Here is a 20,385-nt window from a genome sequence, read left to right as displayed (position 1 = left end):
TTTAGGCGGCTTTGACGAGGGGGAGTTCGTCCCAGTGGGTGGTGTAGCGGGGGGAGAGCATGTCCCGTTTCATGGTCCAGTCAGGTCCGCCGCGGATTCCGCCGTGGCCCAGACCGATGGAGCCGCGCCCGTACCGTCGGGTCACGTCTTCCAGGAGTGATCCGATGTGGCGTTCTTCGTGCGGGTTTTCGAACAGGGACAGGGGTGCCTGGTTGCCGCTGGGTCGCAGGTCGGTGACCATGATCCCGGCCCTGGCGTAGCGGATGCCCTCCACGATGCGGGGCAGGAGGGCGTGCGCGGCCTTGGTGAGCAGCACCGGATCAGCGGTGGGCATCGGCAGGGGCACGCACACCGAGGGGTAGGAGGTGTCGTTCGGGTTGAAGTGGGAGGTGCCGGCGAACGCGGTGAGGACTTTGGCCTGGAGGCAGTGTTTGGCCAGCCGGGCCGAGGCTTGCTGGCCGTAGACGCTCATGACCTGCCGGATCCCGGCGGCGGTGGTGATGGGGGTGGCGAAAGACCGGGAAAAGATGAGCTGGTCCCGGCCAATCCGTTCCTCCTCCATCGGGATGCAGGGGGTGCCCTGCAGCTCCAGGACGGTGCGCATCATGACCACAGAGAAGCGGTCCCGGATCATCACCGGATCCGCCCGGGCCAGATCAAGGATGGAATGGATCCCCAGGGCGTTGAGGCGTTTGGTCAACCGCGTGGCGACACCCCAGACCTCGATCACGGACAGGCGTCGCATCAGCCCTTCCCTTTCGGCGGCGGGAACGGAGTCCCAATGGCAGACCCCGTCGAAGACGGGGTTGTTCTTCGCCCATTTGTTCGCCAGCTTCGCCAGCGTCTTTGTCGGTCCGATCCCCACACAGACGGGCACGCCGACGTTCCGCCGCACGGCGGCTTTCATGTCCCGGCCCAGGGCCAGGAGCTCATCGGGGGTGCCTTTGACGCCGAGGAACGCCTCGTCGATGCTGTAGACCTCAAGCCAGGCCGAGTACCGGCCCAGAAGCTCCATCACGCGGGCGCTGATGTCGCCGTAGAGCTCGTAGTTACTCGAGAGGGCAACGAGTCCCCATTCCCTGGCCCGCGGTGCGAGTTTGAACCACGGCTCACCCATGGCGATACCGAGGGCTTTGGCTTCGGGGGAGCGGGTAACCGCGCAGCCATCGTTGTTCGACAGGACGATGACAGGCCGGCCCTCCAGGGCGGGGTTGAACGCCCGTTCGGCCGAGGCGTAGAAGCAGTTCACATCCACGTGCGCGATCTGCGGCAGCTGCCGCATCACCGCCGGTTTCGACACGGCCCGGGCCCTTAAAGGTGGTGCAGGCATCGGACGGCAATGCCCCACACCACCAGCTCGGAGAGGGACGGTACCCGGATGTCCGGGTACGCGGGGTTCTCTGCCTGCAGCACGACCCCGGTCGCCGTGATCCGCAGCCGTTTGATGGTCAGTTCCCCGTCCAGGACCGCGACGACCACGGACCCGTCCACCGGCTCCAGGGCACGGTTGACGATCAGTTCATCACCGTCGCTGATCCCGGCGCCGGTCATGGAGTCCCCGGACACCCGCACCACATAGGTGGACGTGACGTCCTTGATCAGGTGCTCATTCAGATCAATCCGCCCGTCGAAGTAGTCCTGCGAGGGCGAGGGATACCCGGCCGCGACAGCGACCGGAGAGATCAGCACCGACAACAACGACGCACCCGCATCTATCACGCGGGGACCAATAAGAACGCCCACAACACACCTTTTATTCGAATATATCTTCGAATAAAGCATACCGCCCGGCACCGACAGCAGGCACCAAACGCTGGGACCGACCTCCGGCCGGGGGCCGGGTTGCACGCCAGTGGGGACAGCTTTGAGCTGTGCGGAGGGCTCCACCTGACCCCAATGGGCACAACCCGGCCAAGCGGGACGCTGTGCGAGGGAATGTCGGGACGAGGGCCTTGGGCGGGGCATAAGGAAACCTCCGCGCGAATCAAGGACTCAAGCGTGGAGGCTCCCGGTTCTCCAAGCTGGGGGGACTGGAGAACCAAAAGCAATTCTACTGACCACCCTGGCCGTCACGCTGCCGGGAAACGGGAGCTTCCGGTCACACCCGGGGGCGGCGGCCCCGGGTCCGCCCGATCTGCCACCCGGGCACGGCGGCGTCCAGAAGCGCGGCCTTTTCAGGGGCGAGGTCGCCGCGCCGGTGTTTGTACCGCTGGGTGTGGATCCACACCCCCAGCGTGTGCTCCTGCTCTGAGGCGTAGTGGTGGTGGCGGGGCCAGTCATTGCCCCCGGCGCGGAAGTCCACGACCTGGGCGAGTCGGTCATGCCACCGGGCCTCTTCCGCGGCCGCCCTGGAGTTCCCTTCCCACCCGGGGACCCGGGCGAGGCCCTCACGGTATGCGGGATCGAGGGCGCCGTCGGCTGCTTCCCGCCGGCGCTCCGAGAGCCACCGCGCCATCGACCGCTCACCCTTGTCCCCGGACCGTTCGCGCGGGAACCGGCCCACGGCCGTAATCCACGCGATGACCTCCTCCATACGGGCAACGTCCATGGGGGAGGGGCCGGCCATGGTCGCGGCCGCGGCGTGGTGTGCGGGTTCGAGTCCCGGGTCCTGGCGGCGGGCGATGACCAGGTGATACCCGACAGTGGTGGGTTCGGCGCGCACGAGATCGGCGATGCGTTGCCGGCTCAGTCCGAGCCGGTACATCAACACCCATTCCGCGTCCGGAGCGCGCCGTAACCGCCTGTCCATGATGGAGCCCATCCTGCCACGACCACCCCGCCAGGCAGGCCGGCGACGTGGCGACCCACCGCCGCCAGCCTGGCCGGTAACCCGACCGGCCCTCGGAGCTCCGGCGGAGGAGAGGGGTCGCCGGGCCAGGGAATGCGGCGGCGGTATTGCCATAAAGTAGTAGGAGTAGTAGTTTTGTTACTACTCCTACTACTATTTTTGAGGTTGTCGCCGTGGCGTTGAGTGTGAAAGACCGTGTGTTTGCTGCTGCTGAGCAGATCAGTGCCGAGCGCCGGCCTACCGTCTCGACGGTGCGGGCGGCGGCGGGTGTGAGCAACGCCGACGCCACCCGTTACCTGAAGGAGTGGGTCGAGGAGAAGCAGGCCGCGGGTGGTCAGGTCGCCGCGACGCCGGCGACGGTGCTGGAACAGGCCGCGCGGCTGGCCGGGGCATGCTGGGCCGAAGCGTCCACCGTGGCCAATGAGCGGCACGCCGCCGCGGAAGCTATCTGGGCGCAGGAGAAGAAGGACCTGGGCCAGGAGATCTCCGAGCTCGTCGCTGACCTGGACAAGGTCACGGGCGAGAAAGACGCCGCCGTCACCGAACTCACGGCCCGGGTCACCGCACTGGAAACCCAGGCCGCAGAGATGACGGCGCAACTGGAGCAGGCACGCGCCGCCGAACAGCAGACCAGCGCCGCCGCCGCCGACGCAGCGGCGAGGGTGGCCGCTGCCGAGGCCCGGGCAGAGACCCTGCAAAACGCCCACGACGCGCTCCTGCAGCGCATCGTGCCGGAAACCCCGGACAAGAACGACCAAGACCAAACGAACCAGTAGAGTCGGCCCCGGCGTTGAGCTGCCGAGCTACCCCACCTGACCTCTTGAGTCGGGGCAACAGTCCCCTCAAGGAACCGCTGACTCTCGTGAACTTCGTGCTGCACTGACGGCGCTGGCGAGCCTCGACTGCCTCTTGTGAGGCCCGTATGCGGGGCCCGGTTCTGGCAGGACTCTTAGACCGGCGCCGGGCCGCCCGCCCCGCCGCTACCTTGGAGGCTGGGCTTCCGCTGCCGGGAACTCCCGCAGCGTTGCCGCTACCGCTCTGACTGCTGCCGGGTCTTCGGTCCAGGGCCGGCCCGTGCGGGTGCAGGCATGGAAGTTTGTCAGCTCCGATGCCTCCTGGGCCACCGCCAGCTCGGCCCACGCCTCTTCGAGGTCCATGAGCTGTTCGGTCGTCGGCGGCTCCCTCGTCTCCAGGGCGCCGGTCTCGGGCGTCAACACACCCGTGCCGGCGGCCCTCGGGCGTTTCCTGAAAATACTCCGTAGCCCCATGCGCTGCCCCTTTGAATGAAAAGCCCTGGCCAGGAGGTCTACTCGGGGGAGAAGTACCTGCAACCGGCGGGACCCGTCCACCCTAGCAAGACCCTGATTTCCGCTGCGCTCCAACCAGGTTTTGGGCGTCCGCTGGCGCGGCCGGCTGTTGGGTCCAGTGCCTCCGTCGCAGGGCTCCGGAGACCCTGGCCCGCATCTCACGTCTGCGACGTTTTTGTGTTGCTGTCCTGCGGATTCTAGGCGTCCGCTCCAGCCCGTCCAGCCCCTCCTTCGTCGGGGCCTGCGGTGCAGGAAATGTCCCTCCGGCGCTCCTTCGTCGCTGATTCCCTCCAGGAATTTCCTCCCCCTTGCCAAGGTGGACAGGCCTCCGTCGGCCGCCGAGCAAGCGAGCTTGCCAGCAACAAAAAAACAACGGGGGAGCAGGGGAGCTGGCCGGTCACCTAAGCCGCCCCACTCACCCCAACTTCTCGGACAAGAAGGAGCAACACCATGAACGCAATCGCAACCAAGACCGTGACCACCAAGGACACCGGGGAGACCATCTACGGCGTGACCGTGCTGGGCGATTACCACGAGAACGGCGGCTACGACTGGATGGAACTCATCGAAGCCGAAGGCTGGGCAGTCGTCCCGAGCTGGGGCTGTGATGGCTGGGATCTGGGCCAGTGGCCCTATGTCATGGTCGCGGCCACGCGGACCGCTGACAGCATCGGCAACCTGTTCGGAGTCGCCACGTACTGCGAGGGAGACGTGAGCTGCACGTTCTACCGGACCAAGGCCCGGCAGTGGGACGCGATCACCGAACAGGCGTTCTTCCACTGGAAGAACGGACAGGCCCACGGCCCGGACGACCTCCCGGAAGCCGCCGTCGAACTACCCAGCCGCTACCGGATCCCCTACACGGTCAACGCCGCCTAACCAGCGCCAGAGCCGGTGCCCCGCCGACAGCGGCGGGGCACCGCACTCCACTAAAACCACTGGAGAGGACAACACCTGATGAGCACCTGCACCGCCCTGATCATCCCCGCCGACGGCCGCGAACCCGCACGGGTCGAAACCATCGACGCATCGCTGGAGAAACTGCAAACCCTCGTGGCCGGAAACATCGAAGCCGTGAGCGGCCACGACTGGCACTTCTACCTCAACGAGGAAGGCAAGATTCTGAACCTCGCCCCGAACCGCCGCGCCGCTGCGCTGGTCCTGGAAGAAACCGGAGTCCTGACCGATGTCTACTGCGGGAACGCAGTATTCCTGGGCGAGACGAACAACGGCGGCGAGGCCGACGTACCCGAGGAACTGATCGACCTGGCACAGCAACTCTTCGGACTGCACCAGCCGGTGAGCTGACACCCCAGACGGTGGCCGGCCCTTCATGGCCGGTCACCGTCTGGCGGTCCGCCGCCCGTGGTTGGCGGGCGCTTCTGGTTACCGGCGGCGGACCGCCAACCGCAGGCTCAGGCGCGGGAGGCAGGGCGGCGCGGCAAGACACCCGCAGCACACCATGAGCAGATCCCGGGGTGCTCATGAATGGTTCGCAGCGCTCACCCCAATAGAGGCGTCCGCTGGCGCGGCCGGCTGTTGGGTCCAGTGCCTCCGTCGCAGGGCTCCGGTGACCCGGGCCCGCATCTCACGTCTGCGACGTTTTTGTGTTGCTGTCCTGCGGATTCTAGGCGTCCGCTCCAGCCCGTCCAGCCCCTCCTTCGTCGGGGCCTGCGGTGCAGGAAATGTCCCTCCGGCGCTCCTTCGTCGCTGATTCCCTCCAGGAATTTCCTCCCCCTTGCCAAGGTGGACAGGCCTCCGTCGGCCGCCGAGCAAGCGAGCTTGCCAGCAACAAAAAAACAACGGGGGAGCAGGGGAGCTGGCCGGTCACCTAAGCCGCCCCACTCACCCCAACTTCTCGGACAAGAAGGAGCAACACCATGAACACCACACCCACCCTCGAAATGCTCGACCCGGCCACCCTGACCGTGGACATCAACGTCCGCAAAGACGCCGCCCTGACCGCCGATTTCATCGCCAGCATCAAGGAACACGGGGTGATGGAACCCGTCATCGCCCACCGCAAGGACGACGGAGGCGTGCACGTCCTGATGGGACAGCGCCGCACCCGCGCCGCTGTGGAAGCCGGGCGCACCAGTATCCCGGTGATGCTCATCGAGTCCCCCGAGGAAGCCGAGCGGATCGTGACCCAGGTCGTGGAGAACATCCAGCGCGCGGAACTGACCGAAGCGGACGAGGCTGAGGCCTACCACCAGCTGTCCCTGATCGGCGTTTCAGCCGCCACGATCGCGAAGAAGACCGGACGGACCAAGACGACCGTGGAGGGCGCGCTGAAAGCCAAATCCACCGACACCGGATCCGCCGCCCTGGGCAAGGGGTACACGATTGAAGCGGCCCTGATTCTGGCCGAGTTTGCCACTGACGGTGACGCGGTGGAGGAGTTGGAATCGGTCATCGCCGATGAACCGGACATGCTCGCCCACGTCACCCAGCAGTTGCGGGACCGCCGCGACCGCGCGGCCGCCCTCGCGGCGCTGACCGCCGAGCTGGAAGCCGCCGGGACCACCGTAGTGGAACGGGCCGGATACGACGGGGACAGCGAGAACGTTCGGGTGTCCTCGCTGAACCGGGCAGACGGGGAACCGGCCACCGAGGAGGAGGCCAACGCCGTGCACATTGTCACGTCCTACAACGGCCATCACTCCACCGTCCCGGTCGTGGCCGGATGGAGGGAGCTGGGTTTCACTCTCCGGTACAGCGGCTACGGCGCGTCGTCGGCGAACAAGGGTCCGATGACGGAGGAGCAGAAGGCGGAGCGGAAAACCCTGATCGAAAATAACAAGCTGATGCAGTCGGCTACTGTGGTCCGCCGTGACTTTGTGAAGTCGTTGCTGGCGAAGAAGCAGCCTCCGAAGGGCTGGCAGCACTTCACCGTTCACGCCATCACCCACCATCCCGAAACGGCCAGCGGTTACGAGGGAACCGTCGCCGCCGAGATGGCAGGAGCCAAGACGGGGGAGACTTCGGACCGGTGGGGCTGGAACCCGTTGAGGGACCACGTGGCCAAGTCCACGGCACGGCCAGAGGTATCCCTGATCGCGCTGGTCTGCGCCGGGTATGAGAAGACCATCGCCAAGGACTCATGGAGGTCACCGAGCATCCGCCACATCGACTACCTGACCCGGCTCATTGCCTGGGGGTATACGGCCAGCCCGGTCGAACAAATTATCCTCGACAGCGCCGCCCCCGCCCAGGAACACCCAGCCGCCTAAGGACCGCTTGCCGGGCGGAGCACCAGCCGCCCGGCAAGGCCCCCGGCCACTCAGCGCATGAGGGTCAGGAACCTTCCAGAGATCGGGCGGTCCGCCGCACGGTGCGAACCACAGCAGCCACTCACCGGCGGCGGACCGCCGTTTGACGCGACCTCCCGGGACCATCCAGGTGCCGCGGCTCCGGCGACACGATGACACGTCAGCCGTTCAGCGCAGGTACAACATTCAGCTAAGCTGGATCACAGATTTCCTTTGTCCGAGGAGCAGAAGAGGACCGGCCACCAGGCCGGTCCTCTTCTGTTTAACCACACGCACCCGGACGGCAAACCGGAGACCGGCTCTATACCTGGGAGGTGCAGTTCCTACGGCTCAGTGGTTTCCCTTTGACTGTCTCCGAGCCGGCCGCCCCATATGGAGACTGTGCACGGCCACCGCTCACCCAGGGGGACGTGCGCTGGGATGGTGACGTGGTGGTTGTGTGCAGACGGTCAGGTGGGTCCCGTCGTCCAGATGTGTGCGGGAAAAGCCCGTAGGAAATAGCTTTTGCCGTGCCCATGTGGGCGAGGGGTTACTACTCGGAGACGCCAGCGACGGGAGCTGACTCTTGCGCGCCCTTCCGGCCCCGCGGACGCCCGCCGGCCTTCTTGGTCGGGGCGTCCAGTCCGAAGCCACGCAAGTCGGATTCAGTCCACTCGGCGCGCAGGGCAGCCTGGTAGTCCTTGGCGTATTTCTGTTCCGCGGCAGCGAGCAGCTGCGCTGCTTCCTGAACCTCGACGCCGCTGGCAGCGGCCTGTTTAACGGCGTTGACTTTGGTGTCCCTGGCGGCGTCGATCTTGGCGGCGGCTTTTGCGGCAATGTCGTTGATGTCCATACCAAAACCCTACCGGCCACGACTGACACCCGAATGCTGGTTTTCGGAGACCAAATGCGAAAGGCGAAAAAACCTCCAGAGGAGACCGTGCAGAGCAAGCTGGTAACTTAGCACGGCTAAGTTGGCTCGATCCTCGACTTGTGGTCTCGGATGCGGCACACTTGTCCGTGTGGTCCCCGGGTTTCCGGGTTCGCTGCGCTGGCAAGTTCGAAGGGCGGGGCAAGTGAGTGAAGGCAGTGGCTTCGCCGGTTGGAAGTCCCGTCGTCGGCGGGCGAATGTTGACGGCGGTCGGATGCATCGTCATGAAGTTAAGGTCAGCCCGGAGGAGGAAGCCAAGCTCCTTGCCCTGGCGGAGAAGCACCGCGTGACCATCCCGCGGCTTTTGGTCGAGGCTGCGCTCAGTGAGGGCACAGAAAATCCGTCGGAGCGGCGGGATCAGTTCATGCAGCTTTCTACGTTGCAGCGTCTCGTCGGTACCGTGGCGAACAACATCAACCAGATCGCACGGCATGCGAATTCGACGGGGGAAGTGCCGGCAGAAGCTGCGGCTTCCATCGTCCACGCACGGGCTGTCATCATCCGGATTGACCGTCAGCTCGCCGACATGGCCGGGCGGTAGTTTCAACGTGATTCCGAACATTACCCAGGGCGACCGCGTGGCGGGTCTGATGATCTACCTCGCGGGCCCGGGGCGGGCAAACGAGCACGAAGAACCGCACCTCGTTGCGGGCGATTCGGCTCTCATGGCCTGGCACGATGACAACGAGCTGAACCGCGATGCTGCCCTGGATATTGCCAATGCACTCGACCGGGCCAAGCAGTTTTTCGAAACCGAAGTAGACGGCGGACACGTCTTCCACTGCTCTTTGAGTTTGGCCGCCGAAGAAGGCCAGCTCAGCGATGAGCGATGGGGTGCCATCGCGGACGACTTCATGAAGGAAATGGACTTCACCGAGGACGGCGGGAAAGCCCCCGCCCGGTGGGTTGCCGTCCGTCACGGACTGAGCAAGAACGGCAACGACCACATCCACATCGTGGCCAGCATGGTCCGGGACGACGGCACCAAATGGAACGGCTGGAAGAGCAAGTACAAGTCCCAGCAGGCGGCCAGGACATTGGAGAAGAAGTACGGACTGAACGCTGTCGGGACCCTGCGTGCCGAGCGCGGATTCACCCCGGCAGAACAGTCCAAAGCCATCCGCCAGGGACTGCCGGAAGTCGAGCGCCACAGCCTCGCCCGCAAGGTGCGCGTCTGCGCCGGAGCATCGACAGATGAGGCAGAGTTTGTCCGCCGGGCACGCCAGGAGGGCATGCTCGTGCGCCCCCGCTACGCGGCCGGCCGTACCGACGTCGTGACCGGATACTCCGTGGCCGAACGCCCTCGCAAGGGTGAGCGTGCCGTGTGGTTCGGCGGCAACTCTTTGGGACGTGACCTGGCGTTGCCGAAGCTTCGGGCTGAGTGGGAGAGCACCCCGGAGTCAGCGGAGAGCGCTGTCGCGGAATGGAACGCTGCGGCGCGCAACCGCCGGCCGGTCAGCCCTGGCCGGGAGACGCTGCAGCCGTCGGCTGAGCTGTGGAGCAAGTACGCCAATGACGTCAGTTCCCTCCGGGAGAAACTGGCCACCACCGGCCACGATGATCATGCCGCCTGGGCGCAGGCAGCCCGCGAAACTTCCGCGGCGTTCGGTGCATGGTCGAAGCGGATCGAACCGATGCCGGGACCGCTGGCGGACGCCGCCAGAGAACTCGCCAAGTCAGCCCAGCTGCGCCGCTACCCGTCAGGCCCGGCAGTGTCCTTGCCGTCGGCACGGGGGGCGACCATGGTCCTCCTGGCCGCGACCTCCAAGAGTGACCGCGCCGCCTACGCCCTCATGTTCCGGCAGCTCGCCCAGACGGCCCGGGCCATCCACGACATGCACAAGGCCACCGACGATTTGCGCCGTGTCCGGGGTCTCGCCACAGCTGTCCGGGCGGCCAGCAAGGTTGTCGAAGCCAGCGCCACTGCACAGACACTCAAGGCACAGCCGATGTCGATGGAGACGCTGCGCCAACAGCACCCGGAAGCGTCCGAGGAAGCCCTTAAATCAAGGCTCCTGGTCGAACGTTCACGGGGCGGGTCACCGCTGCCTCCCGTTCTGACCCGACAGGACGCAGCGCAGCTGCAGGGAGCGCAGTCACGGACCGAAGATACCCACCGGCAGAACAATCCAGGCATCGAGCGATAGGGGAAGAGCATGAGCGAAGCAGACGGAATGGAAGATGCAGTGGACGGGGCGATGCGTACCGGGCTGATGGTCGCCAGCCGCATTGGCGAGCAGCTTGCCAGAATGCGCGAACAGGAACAACGCAACATCGCCGCAGCAGAGGAACAACGAGCCCGTCAGCTGCAGGAACGCTTCGACGCCCAGCGCGCTGCCGCCCGGGCGCAGCTGGCGCCGGTCGGCCGCGAGGACTGGTGGGACAAAGCTACCCCCGAAATGATCGAACGGGTTCACGAGACCGCCACCGCATGGAAGGCCTACGACCCCGAAGCCGCCCAGGCATCCGAGAAAATCAGCGAACAGGTCCAGAGCCGGTACGGCATCGACGTGAACAGCACCGGAGCGGACGAGGCATCCGTTTCCGAGGCCCTTGCCCTAGCACAGCAGGCCCGCTCCGAAGCAGAAAATGAACGGACCAAAGCATCGGCCGCACGCACCGATGAAGTGGTGATCGGCGCAGCAGTTGCCGGCGCCAACCGACAGGACCGGGAAGACAGAAGCGAACCGGCGTGGAACTCCGCAGAACGACGCCAGCAGTTGGCTCAAAGCCTGGAGGGCAAGGGCGACCGCGAAGCCGTGAACTCCCGCCTCCTGGCAGACAAGCACCAGGGCACCCACCCGTCGGCCGCCGTAGCGCAGAAGCCCTCGCTGGCCAAGACATCCAAAATGGCCAAACAAGGCGGCCATGGCAGGACACTGGAACGCGGCGGACTGGAACGCTAAAGCACTACTGAAGAGGGACCGCCAGCGGTGGTACCTCTCCAATACCTATGCCGGAGTGTCACTCCTCACCAGTTTGTGACTTCAGAAAAGCAAGACACTCGGCAGCGTGGGTGTGCCCCTCATCCGCCGCCTGCTTCAGGCGTTGGAATGCCTTGTCGCTGTCACCTTGATCAGCAGCTCTCTTGCCGGATTCACAGAGTGCGTCGAGATTCCCCAAAACCGCTGCTTTCTCAAGGAGGATGGCCGCTTCCGCGGCATCCACCGTCTTTCCGCCCAGTAATAGAGACTGCGACAACAGGTACATTCCGTCCGACGATCCCAGATTGGCTGCCGTGCGGAACAAGGCTTGACCCTTGTTCAGCTCGCCTTCATCAATGAGAAGTCGGCCAAGATTAAGCCTGGCTTGATCATCGCCCGCTGCAATACCCAACGCATATTGAGCCTTAGCCTCTTCTACGCGGCCGGTGCGCGCGTAAATTACGCCTAGACCAGTTATCGCCCAAGGAAGCTTGGCCTCGGCCGCTCTCTTGAACAACTTTTCCGCCTCGTCGTACTTCCCAAGCTCTGCCAGCTTCTTTCCGACCATTGCAAGTCCGACCGCTCCTCCGCGATCGGCGGCTCTCTGGTACAGGTTGTCGGCTTCGTCGTGCTTGCCTTTGGCGGCCAGTATCGAACCCAGCCAGCCCATGGCCGAGGGATTCCCCCGCTTCACAGCTTCGCGCAGAAGGGGTTCCACTTCTTCGGTCTTGCCTTGTTTGTTGGCCAGCATGGCCAACTGGAATAGGGCCGCGCCGTCGCCTTTGCTCTCGGCCTTCCGATACCAAACCTCAGCGGCGGCCGTGTCGCCCTGCAGCTCCAGCTGCAGGCCGTAATTCGTCATACCGAGGGCGCTCCCTGCCTCTGCAGCCCGTTTGTGCCATTCGATTCCCTCGGCGGTTTCACCCCGGCCAATGAGTATGTGGCCGAGGTTCGTCATTGCCGATCCGTCGCCGACGGTTGCGGCCTGCCGGAAGAGCTTCTCAGCGTGTTCTGTTTTTCCCTCTCGTAGCAGCATGACTCCGAGGCCGGTCAATCCGCGGGGGTTTCCGGCCTCAGCGGCTTGAGTATCCCAAGCCTTCGCTTCGGAGATGCGGTCTTGGCGTTCAAGTGTGATCGCATAATTGACCATCGCGTCCGGATCCCCCATATGGGCAGCTCGTTCGAAGAACACGGAGGCGATGTCATCCTGGCCAATGAACTGCGCTGTGATACCTGCATTATTCAACAATCCGGCTGAGACCTCAGACTGCGCGGCGGTCTGCCACACCTGCGTAGGAATCGGCTCACCAGAGGCGGCAATGTGGTCAACCAAGTAGTCAAAGGCCCGGAGAGATCCATCCTCGTTCCTTGCCAAAAGACCGAAGAGATTGCCCCCAACTGTCTTCGCAGTCGCCCACTTCAAGCCAGCGTCCATGTCTTCATTCGATGGCTGAGGTTTGAGGCTATCCATGTAGGGGGACACAAGATTCCGAACGGTCGCCTCGGGAACTACCTCACCGATTCCCGACCGCTGCCAGTCAATGGCAGCCAGCACCAGAGCTCTTCCAACGGGGTTGGTGGAACGACCGGCGTCCAACAGCTCTACTGCCAGGAATCCTCCACCCAGATAGGTTCCCAGACCGTGGTCAAGTACGCCCTTACTCACCTGCGGGTTGCCGCTAAGAGCAGCTAACCTCTGGCTTTCAGATGCTTGATCGGTGAGATGCACCTTCGTGAAGCATTGCAGGGTCTCCCACTGGGTTCTGGGCTGATCGCTGCTCGGCATGAAAGCTTCATAGGAGGTCGCCCGCATGGTCGCCACGACGACGTTCTCGTTCTTCTGTAGGTCCTCAATCCACCTCGCCTTCAAGTTCTTTGAATCTTGGAGATACCTTTCGAGATCATCAAGCCAGACCACATGCTGCTTGGGCATTTCGCCAGCGTTCATGATGTTTGCGAAGCCGTCGGGAGGATCTGGCATGAACACATGTTTTTCGGGAAAGAGCTCTTGCACGAGTTCGGCTGCCATCCGAGTTTTCCCGGCCATGGAGGACCCCAGGATGAGGAGCGGCTGCAGCAGCGCGATGGCCTTCCTGGCCTCGTCTTCGGCATCCCGGTGGAGATAGGGGATTCTGACTTGGGCATTGTGGACACCCCACGTGCTGAGGGGAATGTTCTTTGCCGCCGGACCTAGCATCGATTCCGGCCCACTGGTCCGCATGGATTGGTGGCGAACATCTGCGCTGGCGTCGTTAACCTTGGCTTTGTCCTTCAGGATCGCTGTGACCGCCCCAACCACGAGCCCCACAATGCCGAGCGGTACGAGAATCCAAGGATCCCATCCGACACTCGCGAGGAATAAGCTCAAGGCTCCGACGGCAGCGGCTGAGGCAGGGAACCACCAACTAAGTTCGCGGCGCTTCCGTGAGCGCCAGGATGAAGACAAACGTTTCCCCTAGATCCTTGCTGGACAGCTCCACTGAGCGTCTCTCCCAGAAGTGTAGGCCGCAAGTGTTCATATGGTCCTGGACTGGTGACTCATACGACGGTCGTAACTCCCGGCGACTGGGAATCAAAGAATGGAAGATGGGACCGGCGAAGGCGATCCTATCTTTTGTCGTCGGTCCAGAGTTGAAGCCCTTGGTCGATATTTAGAGAGATTTCATAGGCACACAGTTAACTGATATTCGACTACCGATAATGGATCTTTCGTCAACTTGTCCTTCCGCTAATGTCGCTGAGTCAAGTCCGATCCAGTGTCAGAGGCGACTGTCATACTTGCCCGTGTGAAATCCCGAACTGAACGGCTGGACATCGTTGGCAGCAACTCGACGACCAGCCTGGACCAAGCTGCGGCTTATTATCAGCAGGTCGCCCGTGAGATGACGGACAAGGACGACCCCGAGACATACTTCGGAAACGCCATAGCCAATGCTCGCGACGCTCTCGAGGAGTGCCTGCGGGGCTATGACTCATTCGACACGCTAGCCTTTCTGCGTTTTGCCGCGGGTCCGTGGGACTTCACCGAAGTGCGAGAAAGCGAGAGCCAGTTAGAAAATTCCCAAGCTGCCCAGGACGTCGTGGCGCTGACACTTCTGGGTATGGGGCTGCCACGACTGCCATTGACGGGGGAGAACTCTGGGCAGCCCAATCCTCCAAAAGCACTGCGGCTGGCAGCCGACATCGTGACTGCCGCACGGACGCGCGCCCTCTTGCGGGGCGGGCGATCCCTACAGCCGCTGGGCGCCCTCGCTGGTGAGTTCGTAGGGTACGAGTTATCCGTGCGCGGCAGGCAGTATGAATCGATTGCAACAGAACTGAACACCGAGCACTTAGGCCATCCGACCGTTGCAACGATCACGAAGAACCTGCTCGGATTTACCCTCGAAGACATACGTGCGGTCCGCGAGGCGTCAACTGCTCTGATGAACGAGCGCTTCTTTGGTGCGCGTGACCGTATCGGGGAGGCCAGCCAAAAGGGTGCTAATACAGACCCTGAGGCATTCCTGCACGACATGAACCTGATGCTGAATGAATGTCGGCTGTTCGGCGCCGTTGTGCCCTCTGATGTCGCCGACCGCGCTGGAATCGAGGAACCGACGACGCGTGCAGTCCTGGATTTTTTCAGCGCATCCCGGCCCGCAGAAGATGACCCCAACCCCGTTATGAAGTTCGCCATGGGCGCATGCCCTGCACCGTGGGGCTCTATCGCCGACGACGGCGAGTACCTGATTCTTAACGGGTTCCTGGGTGAAGACGAATTGCGCCGCGACATTGAGCGGGGCCTGATCGCGGCGACCACGGGGAGGCGCGGGAATGCAGGGAAACTGTGGCCCAAGTACGACAAACGGCGTGCTGTCTATTCCGAATCGAAGGCTGCCGGCACACTCAGTAGGCTACTGAACGGTGCCGAACCTCAGTGGGTCGGGCAGAAATACATCGGCCCGGTTAGCCTGAATGATGTCCCCGGTCTGAGCAGGGATGCAGACCGGACGGCAATCCCTGCCCGTGAGTTTGAGTCTGACCTGCTTTTCGTCGTCGATGGAGTCGCCCTGTGCGTTGAGGTCAAAGCTGGTTCCATCCACGAGAAGTCCCGGGCTGGCAACGCCACGCGGTTGGCCACCGATCTGCAGAAGACACTCAAAGAAGGCAACGAACAAGCCGATCGATTGACGCAGCTGATTGCCATCAACAGGGGAGTCTGGAGCGCCGAGGGATCGTGGATAGACCTCGCCTCGGTTTGTGAGGTCCACTCAATCGTCGTGATGCTCGATGACATGGGCCCGCTGTCGTTGTCCATGAACGAACTCGCGCACAAGGGCATCATCGATTCCGAAGAAGTGCCCTGGATTGTGAGCATGCACGATCTGATGGTCATAAGCCGCACCGTCGATCACCCGGCCCAGTTCCTCGAGTACCTGCGCCGCCGACGGGGCCGGAAGCTCGCGACGATGGTGAACGGTGTCGATGAGCTCGACATGTTCATGTGGTTCCTCAATGGAGGAATGTACTTTGACCCCGATCCCCGCGAGATTGCCGACCAGATCCCTACTGGTACGAAGGTAAAGGCATCGGAGCTACGCCGCTACGAGGAACAGCCGCGTGTCCGCCTCGGCACGCTTACCGACCCACTTGATGGGTGGTTCTACAGTCAGGAAGGTCTCTCGCGATCAGACGCACAGAAGCCGACCCGACGAGAGCAACCCTGGGTTGAGCAATACCTCTCCACGGGAGAATCGGTGCAGTCTCCCGGCTGGCTGCGATTCGGTGCGGACTTGGTCGGACTCAGTGAAAAGGCGCAGCGCGACATCGGAAAGGGCCTGAAGGAGCAATGCCGCCGGGCACGTGGAAGCGCCGTAGAGCGAAGCTTGACCACGCATTCCGCCGCTTCCCATGGATCTTGGTTGCTCACGTTGGCGGTCGTGCCGCAAGGAGCTACCACCGAGCACCTGCCCGAATACATGGAGGCGAAGCAGTACCAGACGCGTTCTAGCCGATCTATGTTGCTGCTCTATGAAGATGATGGGTCGCTCACCGGGTCTCATTATCGCGACAGGCCTGAAGCACGAACGGCTGACCGCGACCGGGCCATCGACATTGCACCGCTGCGAAGCCTGCCGATGACATTCAGTAAGCTCCCTCCCAGTGCTCGACGAAGCACAGTCCGACTGAGGAGCAAGCGCGGAAACAAGAAGCGCTAGTCGCTGATCACCAGGCTTACCAAAGATTCGAAATGATCTTCAGCAACTAGGATCGCCGGGCAGTCCAACCGCCGACTGACTGATCCCTATCGGGCGGTAAAACATGCCCCTTCTGGCCGCCGGCCACGGGCCTGACCATTACGCCGATAATCGACGTTATGTCGTGTTGAGGTGATCCTACTGCAGAATCTGCAGAATAGGACTCGCTGATATGCCCCGCCCCGAGGGGCGAAACAGCCCGTTCAAAAGCTCGACGGCGAACGACCAATTAGCTCCCCAATAGTCGTGGGACGGCTGATGGGCCCAGCAAGTTCCAATTCATCCGTTTGATCTCTCTACCAGCGCTCGGAGTGCTTCTGAAGCGCTCACATTCAACGCTGGCCAGAGATGCACTCGGTTTTCCATCCGACAAAAGTGCCGCTGGACGTTGCAGGTCCGTGGCTTTTATCGCAGCCACGAGTTCAACCGCAATTCTATTTGCTACGATGACGGTCGATTGAGCATCCGCTCGTCGATAAAGGCAAACCCGGTGTGAGCCGGGGACGCAAAGCCACGGGGCCCACGAGGTCAGCCGGGCCGCCGAACAGCGAAGGTCTCCTGCATGCTCACGCACCCAAGGCTGTCCTCCCATGCTCCAAGCGAGGGTCAGGCAGCACCTAGAATTCATTTCCCGGCGGCTGGCTGGGCTGGGCGAACGGCGTCGAGTAATCCCGTGGTGCCGTTCCGGTTCAGGGGAATTGCCGTCCGGTTCCCGCGATCCAATCCATGTGCAGGCCGCCCCGACCCGTGGGCTAATTCTGTCTGTGGCTTTCTGAACTTGCTTCCCACTTAATTTTCTATCTGAGGGTGTCATTTCATGCCTAGAAATTCCCCGGCGGTGCCCGGTACGTCAACGGTGACGACGCGAGTCCTGCTGCAGGTCGTGGCGAAGCAGGCCGGCGCGGAGGGTGTTGATCGTGTCCTGGAGCGTGCCGGACTGCGTGCCCAAGCGGACCAGCTGCACAGCGTCGGAGAAAGGATTTCCTATCCGGACAAACTTCGGCTTTTCGAATCCGCCGCGTCCGAGCTCGCGGATCCCCGGATCGGACTCCGTCTGGCCCAGGCGTCCCACTTGGACCCGGCAATCGAGCCGTGGCGGAGGTTGGCCCGGGCGCAGGGTACCCCGGCAGGCATGTTCCGCGGAATCTCCCAGATCTCTACACGCTTCGATTCCGCCGCCGTGTTCAAGTGCGAGTGGGTAGAGGAAAGCTCAGCTGCGCTGGCCTGGAACTTGCTCCCACCGTACCGACCCAGCCGGTTCGACTGCGACTGCAACATTGGCCTTCTCGCCGAGATTCCTGTGCTCTTTGGGCTGCCAGCGGCGCGCGTAGACCACGGCGGGATCTGCCAGGTCAACGGGGCCCCGGAGTGCGTCTACGAGGTGGTTTGGTCCGCACCCCGACTTCAGCGCCTGCGTAGGCTGCTGGGCAGGCTGAAGAGGGATGAAGCAGTGATCGCTCGGCGCTCAACCGCCGAACACCGGCTCCGTATGCTCGAAGGCGCGGCGGCCGACCTGGCCAGCAGCACTCCGCTGGAGGAGCTGCTCGACAAGATCCTCTCCCGCGCCGACAGCGCCGTGCACGCTCCGGGGCACCTGCTGGCAGTACGAACGCCCGCGGGAGGACGCCACGTGCTGGTCCGCGGCATGGGGGGAGCCCTGGCGAAGGAGCTTGACGGGGAGGAAATGGCTCTGAAGAGCAGCTCGCTGGCAACGTTGCCGGTATTGAGCGTTCCTGTCGCCTCCGCGCAACATTCCTATGGTGTGTTGGCGGCCGTGGCGCACCCCGGACAAGAATTCTTTGCTGAGGACATTGACGCTCTTTCGGCCTATGCCCGACACGCGGCCGTCAGTCTCGACTTTGCCGGGATAGTCGCCGAAGCCCGCGAACACGGCGAAACAGCCCGGCTGTTATTGGGCGTCTCCCGTTCGCTGGCGCAGCACTCGACGGTGGAAGCACTCGCCGGATCGATTGCCGACGCAGTTCCTTCTCTTTCGGGAGCCGACCGCTCAGCGGTCGCCCTCTGGGAGAGCGAAAGCGGCCGGCTTCGGATCGCCGGCATGAACGGGTGGCACGGCGAACTGGCAGACCAACTGGCCGCCTACGAGACCACCGCCCAGGAAAGTCCCGAGCTTTCCGAGGTGATCGCCTGCGGCGTTCCGCTGCTGGTGGACGGGAACAGTTCGGACTGGGCCAGGAAGATGCTCGCCGACTTCGCCCTCTCAGCACTGGCGGCTGTACCAATCATGGCCGGAGACCAACTCAAAGGCCTCGTGCTCGCTCACTGGGCCGACCAGCCGGCGTCGAAAGCCCTGGAAGGGGCTTTGATAGAACGGCTTACCGGGCTGGCGGCACTGGCAGCGGTGTCGTTGGATAACATCCGGTTGCTCGAGGATGCCCGCCGGCAGGCCCTGCATGATCCGCTGACCGGGCTGCCCAACAGGGCGCTCCTGGAAGACCGGCTGGAAACATCACTGGCCCGGGCCGGACGGAACGGACGCCGCGTTGGTCTGCTCTTCTGCGACGTCAACCGGTTCAAGCGGATCAACGACAGCCTCGGCCACGGCGCCGGTGACAGCGTCCTCCGCCACGTCGCCGCCCAAATCGCGGCTGCTGTCCGCGACTGTGACACCGTGGCCCGCTACAGCGGCGATGAGTTTGTTATTCTTCTGCCCGACATCCAAACTCCGTTGGAAGCCGACCACGTCGCCGCCAGAGTCCGCGCCGCCCTTGCCGAGCCCATCGAGGTCAGTGGCAGGAAGATCTTCGTTGATGTTGCCATCGGAACCAGCGTCAGCTGCGCCCTCCCCCCGGGGGATACGGACACACATTCGGAGTCAGCCCGCCGGCTCATAGAGGCAGCGGATTTCGACATGTACCGGGCTAAAGCAAGGGCCCGGGGCCAAACACCCCCGGGAGTGCCGCGCAAGGACTATCTTCGGCTTGAAACCGACCTGCGCGGCGCCGCGGGCCGCGGCGAACTGCGGGTCCAGTTCCAGCCCCAAATCTGTTTGGCAACGGACACAATTATCGCCGCCGAAGCCCTTGTCCGATGGCATCACCCCGAACTTGGCCTGCTGCCTCCCGTGGAGTTCATTCCCTTGGCCGAGGACAGCAACCTCATCAGTGAAATCGGGGCCCATGTTCTCGCCGAGGCCTGCCGAACCGGCGCCCAGTGGCGGGCAGCGGGACACGACATCGAAATCGCGGTCAACGTCTCAGCCGGCCAGCTCAGCGACACGGGATTCCCGGCTGTAGTCCGTGACACGCTGGCACAAACCGGATTCCCGGCCGCCGCGCTCACCCTGGAAGTCACTGAATCACAGGCAGTGTCCGAATCCGTAGTGAACGACGGCACCCTGCGCGAACTCCGGTCCATTGGGGTGGGCATTTCGATCGATGACTTCGGAACCGGATATTCCTCCCTCGCCCAGCTGCACCGGCTGCCGGTCACGGAAGTCAAGATCGACAGGTCCTTCACTACGCGGCTCGCAGACGGCGGATCAACCGCCTTCATCGCCGGGATAGTCGGATTGGGCCACGGACTCGGACTGCGCGTTGTCGCCGAGGGCGTGGAAACTAGCGACCAGCTCGATGCCCTGCGCGCCATGGGCTGCGAACGCGCCCAGGGCTACCTGTTCGGCAAACCCGTCGATGCAGCTGATCTCGAAGAACAACTCCACGCCGGTAACCACCGACAAGAGCACTCTCAAGAGGGCTAGGCATCCCCGAAGCATGCCATCGCCAGCGGGCGCGGAGCCAAACAACAGCCGATCCGGCAGCACCCCTGTGCACCCGGGCACTTTTATCGAGACTTAGCTGCCCCCGCGCAGAGCGGACAGCGGCCCACCCCACCGATACCGATTTTGCCTGTCGCCTGAACGAACCATGGAGGAGGCTACACACCGTGAATGCTGCAAAAACCGTCCTTTGGACGATACTCGC

At 63.5% G+C, this 20,385-nt stretch carries 15 protein-coding genes and 1 riboswitch; of the genes, 9 read left to right on the top strand and 6 right to left on the bottom strand.

The window, feature by feature from the left end; genetic code table 11:
• Window position 1 precedes the first annotated feature (1 nt).
• From RCH15_RS14795 to RCH15_RS14785, 3 genes are all read right to left on the bottom strand, one after another.
• Window positions 2-1,282: a Y-family DNA polymerase gene (locus RCH15_RS14795; protein WP_326961439.1), complete on the bottom strand. Its 1,281-nt coding sequence runs from the start codon at window positions 1,280-1,282 to the stop codon at window positions 2-4.
• Between the two features lie 29 nt (window positions 1,283-1,311).
• Window positions 1,312-1,743 (bottom strand): LexA family protein, encoded by a 432-nt coding sequence (locus tag RCH15_RS14790; protein WP_326961423.1) that lies wholly within the window; start codon window positions 1,741-1,743, stop codon window positions 1,312-1,314.
• 355 nt (window positions 1,744-2,098) lie between these two features.
• A complete protein-coding gene (locus RCH15_RS14785) occupies window positions 2,099-2,749 on the bottom strand; it encodes a helicase associated domain-containing protein (RefSeq protein WP_326961422.1) in 651 nt (216 codons plus the stop codon).
• Between the two features lie 212 nt (window positions 2,750-2,961).
• Between RCH15_RS14785 and RCH15_RS14780 the strand changes: the two genes are divergently transcribed.
• Window positions 2,962-3,564, top strand: a complete 603-nt coding sequence (locus tag RCH15_RS14780; protein ID WP_326961421.1) for a DNA-binding protein — start codon at window positions 2,962-2,964, stop codon at window positions 3,562-3,564.
• Window positions 3,565-3,768: 204 nt separating this feature from the next.
• Here RCH15_RS14780 and RCH15_RS14775 read toward each other — a convergent pair whose 3' ends face one another.
• A complete protein-coding gene (locus RCH15_RS14775) occupies window positions 3,769-4,056 on the bottom strand; it encodes a hypothetical protein (protein WP_226761956.1) in 288 nt (95 codons plus the stop codon).
• A gap of 489 nt (window positions 4,057-4,545) precedes the next feature.
• Between RCH15_RS14775 and RCH15_RS14770 the strand changes: the two genes are divergently transcribed.
• The 3 genes from RCH15_RS14770 to RCH15_RS14760 all read left to right on the top strand — a co-directional run bounded on the left by RCH15_RS14770 (window position 4,546) and on the right by RCH15_RS14760 (window position 7,328).
• Window positions 4,546-4,974 carry a hypothetical protein gene (locus RCH15_RS14770; protein ID WP_326961420.1) on the top strand — a complete coding sequence of 143 codons (429 nt, stop codon included), beginning with the start codon at window positions 4,546-4,548 and terminating at the stop codon, window positions 4,972-4,974.
• Window positions 4,975-5,052: 78 nt separating this feature from the next.
• On the top strand, window positions 5,053-5,403 hold the full coding sequence (locus RCH15_RS14765) for a DUF3846 domain-containing protein (RefSeq protein WP_326961419.1): 351 nt from the start codon (window positions 5,053-5,055) through the stop codon (window positions 5,401-5,403).
• A 572-nt stretch (window positions 5,404-5,975) separates the two neighbouring features.
• Window positions 5,976-7,328: a ParB/RepB/Spo0J family partition protein gene (locus tag RCH15_RS14760; RefSeq protein ID WP_326961418.1), complete on the top strand. Its 1,353-nt coding sequence runs from the start codon at window positions 5,976-5,978 to the stop codon at window positions 7,326-7,328.
• A gap of 571 nt (window positions 7,329-7,899) precedes the next feature.
• Here RCH15_RS14760 and RCH15_RS14755 read toward each other — a convergent pair.
• Window positions 7,900-8,199, bottom strand: coding sequence for a hypothetical protein (locus tag RCH15_RS14755; protein WP_326961417.1), 300 nt, complete (start codon window positions 8,197-8,199; stop codon window positions 7,900-7,902).
• Between the two features lie 223 nt (window positions 8,200-8,422).
• Here RCH15_RS14755 and mobC point away from each other — a divergent pair, with 223 nt between their 5' ends.
• From mobC to RCH15_RS14740, 3 genes are read left to right on the top strand one after another with little or no spacing between them, the layout of a single operon-like run.
• Entirely contained in the window at window positions 8,423-8,818 is a 396-nt protein-coding gene (mobC, locus tag RCH15_RS14750; protein WP_326961416.1) for a plasmid mobilization relaxosome protein MobC, read from the top strand.
• 7 nt (window positions 8,819-8,825) lie between these two features.
• Entirely contained in the window at window positions 8,826-10,424 is a 1,599-nt protein-coding gene (locus RCH15_RS14745; protein ID WP_326961415.1) for a relaxase/mobilization nuclease domain-containing protein, read from the top strand.
• Window positions 10,425-10,433: 9 nt separating this feature from the next.
• Entirely contained in the window at window positions 10,434-11,183 is a 750-nt protein-coding gene (locus RCH15_RS14740) for a hypothetical protein (RefSeq protein ID WP_326961414.1), read from the top strand.
• A gap of 58 nt (window positions 11,184-11,241) precedes the next feature.
• On the opposite strand, the gene RCH15_RS14735 is transcribed toward RCH15_RS14740, so the two are convergent.
• Entirely contained in the window at window positions 11,242-13,569 is a 2,328-nt protein-coding gene (locus tag RCH15_RS14735; RefSeq protein ID WP_326961413.1) for a tetratricopeptide repeat protein, read from the bottom strand.
• A 418-nt stretch (window positions 13,570-13,987) separates the two neighbouring features.
• Between RCH15_RS14735 and RCH15_RS14730 the strand changes: the two genes are divergently transcribed.
• Window positions 13,988-16,402 carry a hypothetical protein gene (locus RCH15_RS14730; RefSeq protein WP_326961412.1) on the top strand — a complete coding sequence of 805 codons (2,415 nt, stop codon included), beginning with the start codon at window positions 13,988-13,990 and terminating at the stop codon, window positions 16,400-16,402.
• A gap of 509 nt (window positions 16,403-16,911) precedes the next feature.
• Window positions 16,912-16,986, top strand: a riboswitch (cyclic di-GMP riboswitch).
• A 272-nt stretch (window positions 16,987-17,258) separates the two neighbouring features.
• Window positions 17,259-20,162: an EAL domain-containing protein gene (locus RCH15_RS14725; protein WP_326961411.1), complete on the top strand. Its 2,904-nt coding sequence runs from the start codon at window positions 17,259-17,261 to the stop codon at window positions 20,160-20,162.
• Window positions 20,163-20,385 lie beyond the last annotated feature (223 nt).

Origin of the sequence: Arthrobacter sp. MP_M4 (genome assembly GCF_035984855.1) — a bacterium.
Taxonomy (GTDB): Bacteria; Actinomycetota; Actinomycetes; order Actinomycetales; family Micrococcaceae; genus Arthrobacter.
The sequence above is the reverse complement of the archived record's forward strand: the minus strand, read 5'-3'. Positions and strand labels throughout refer to the sequence as shown.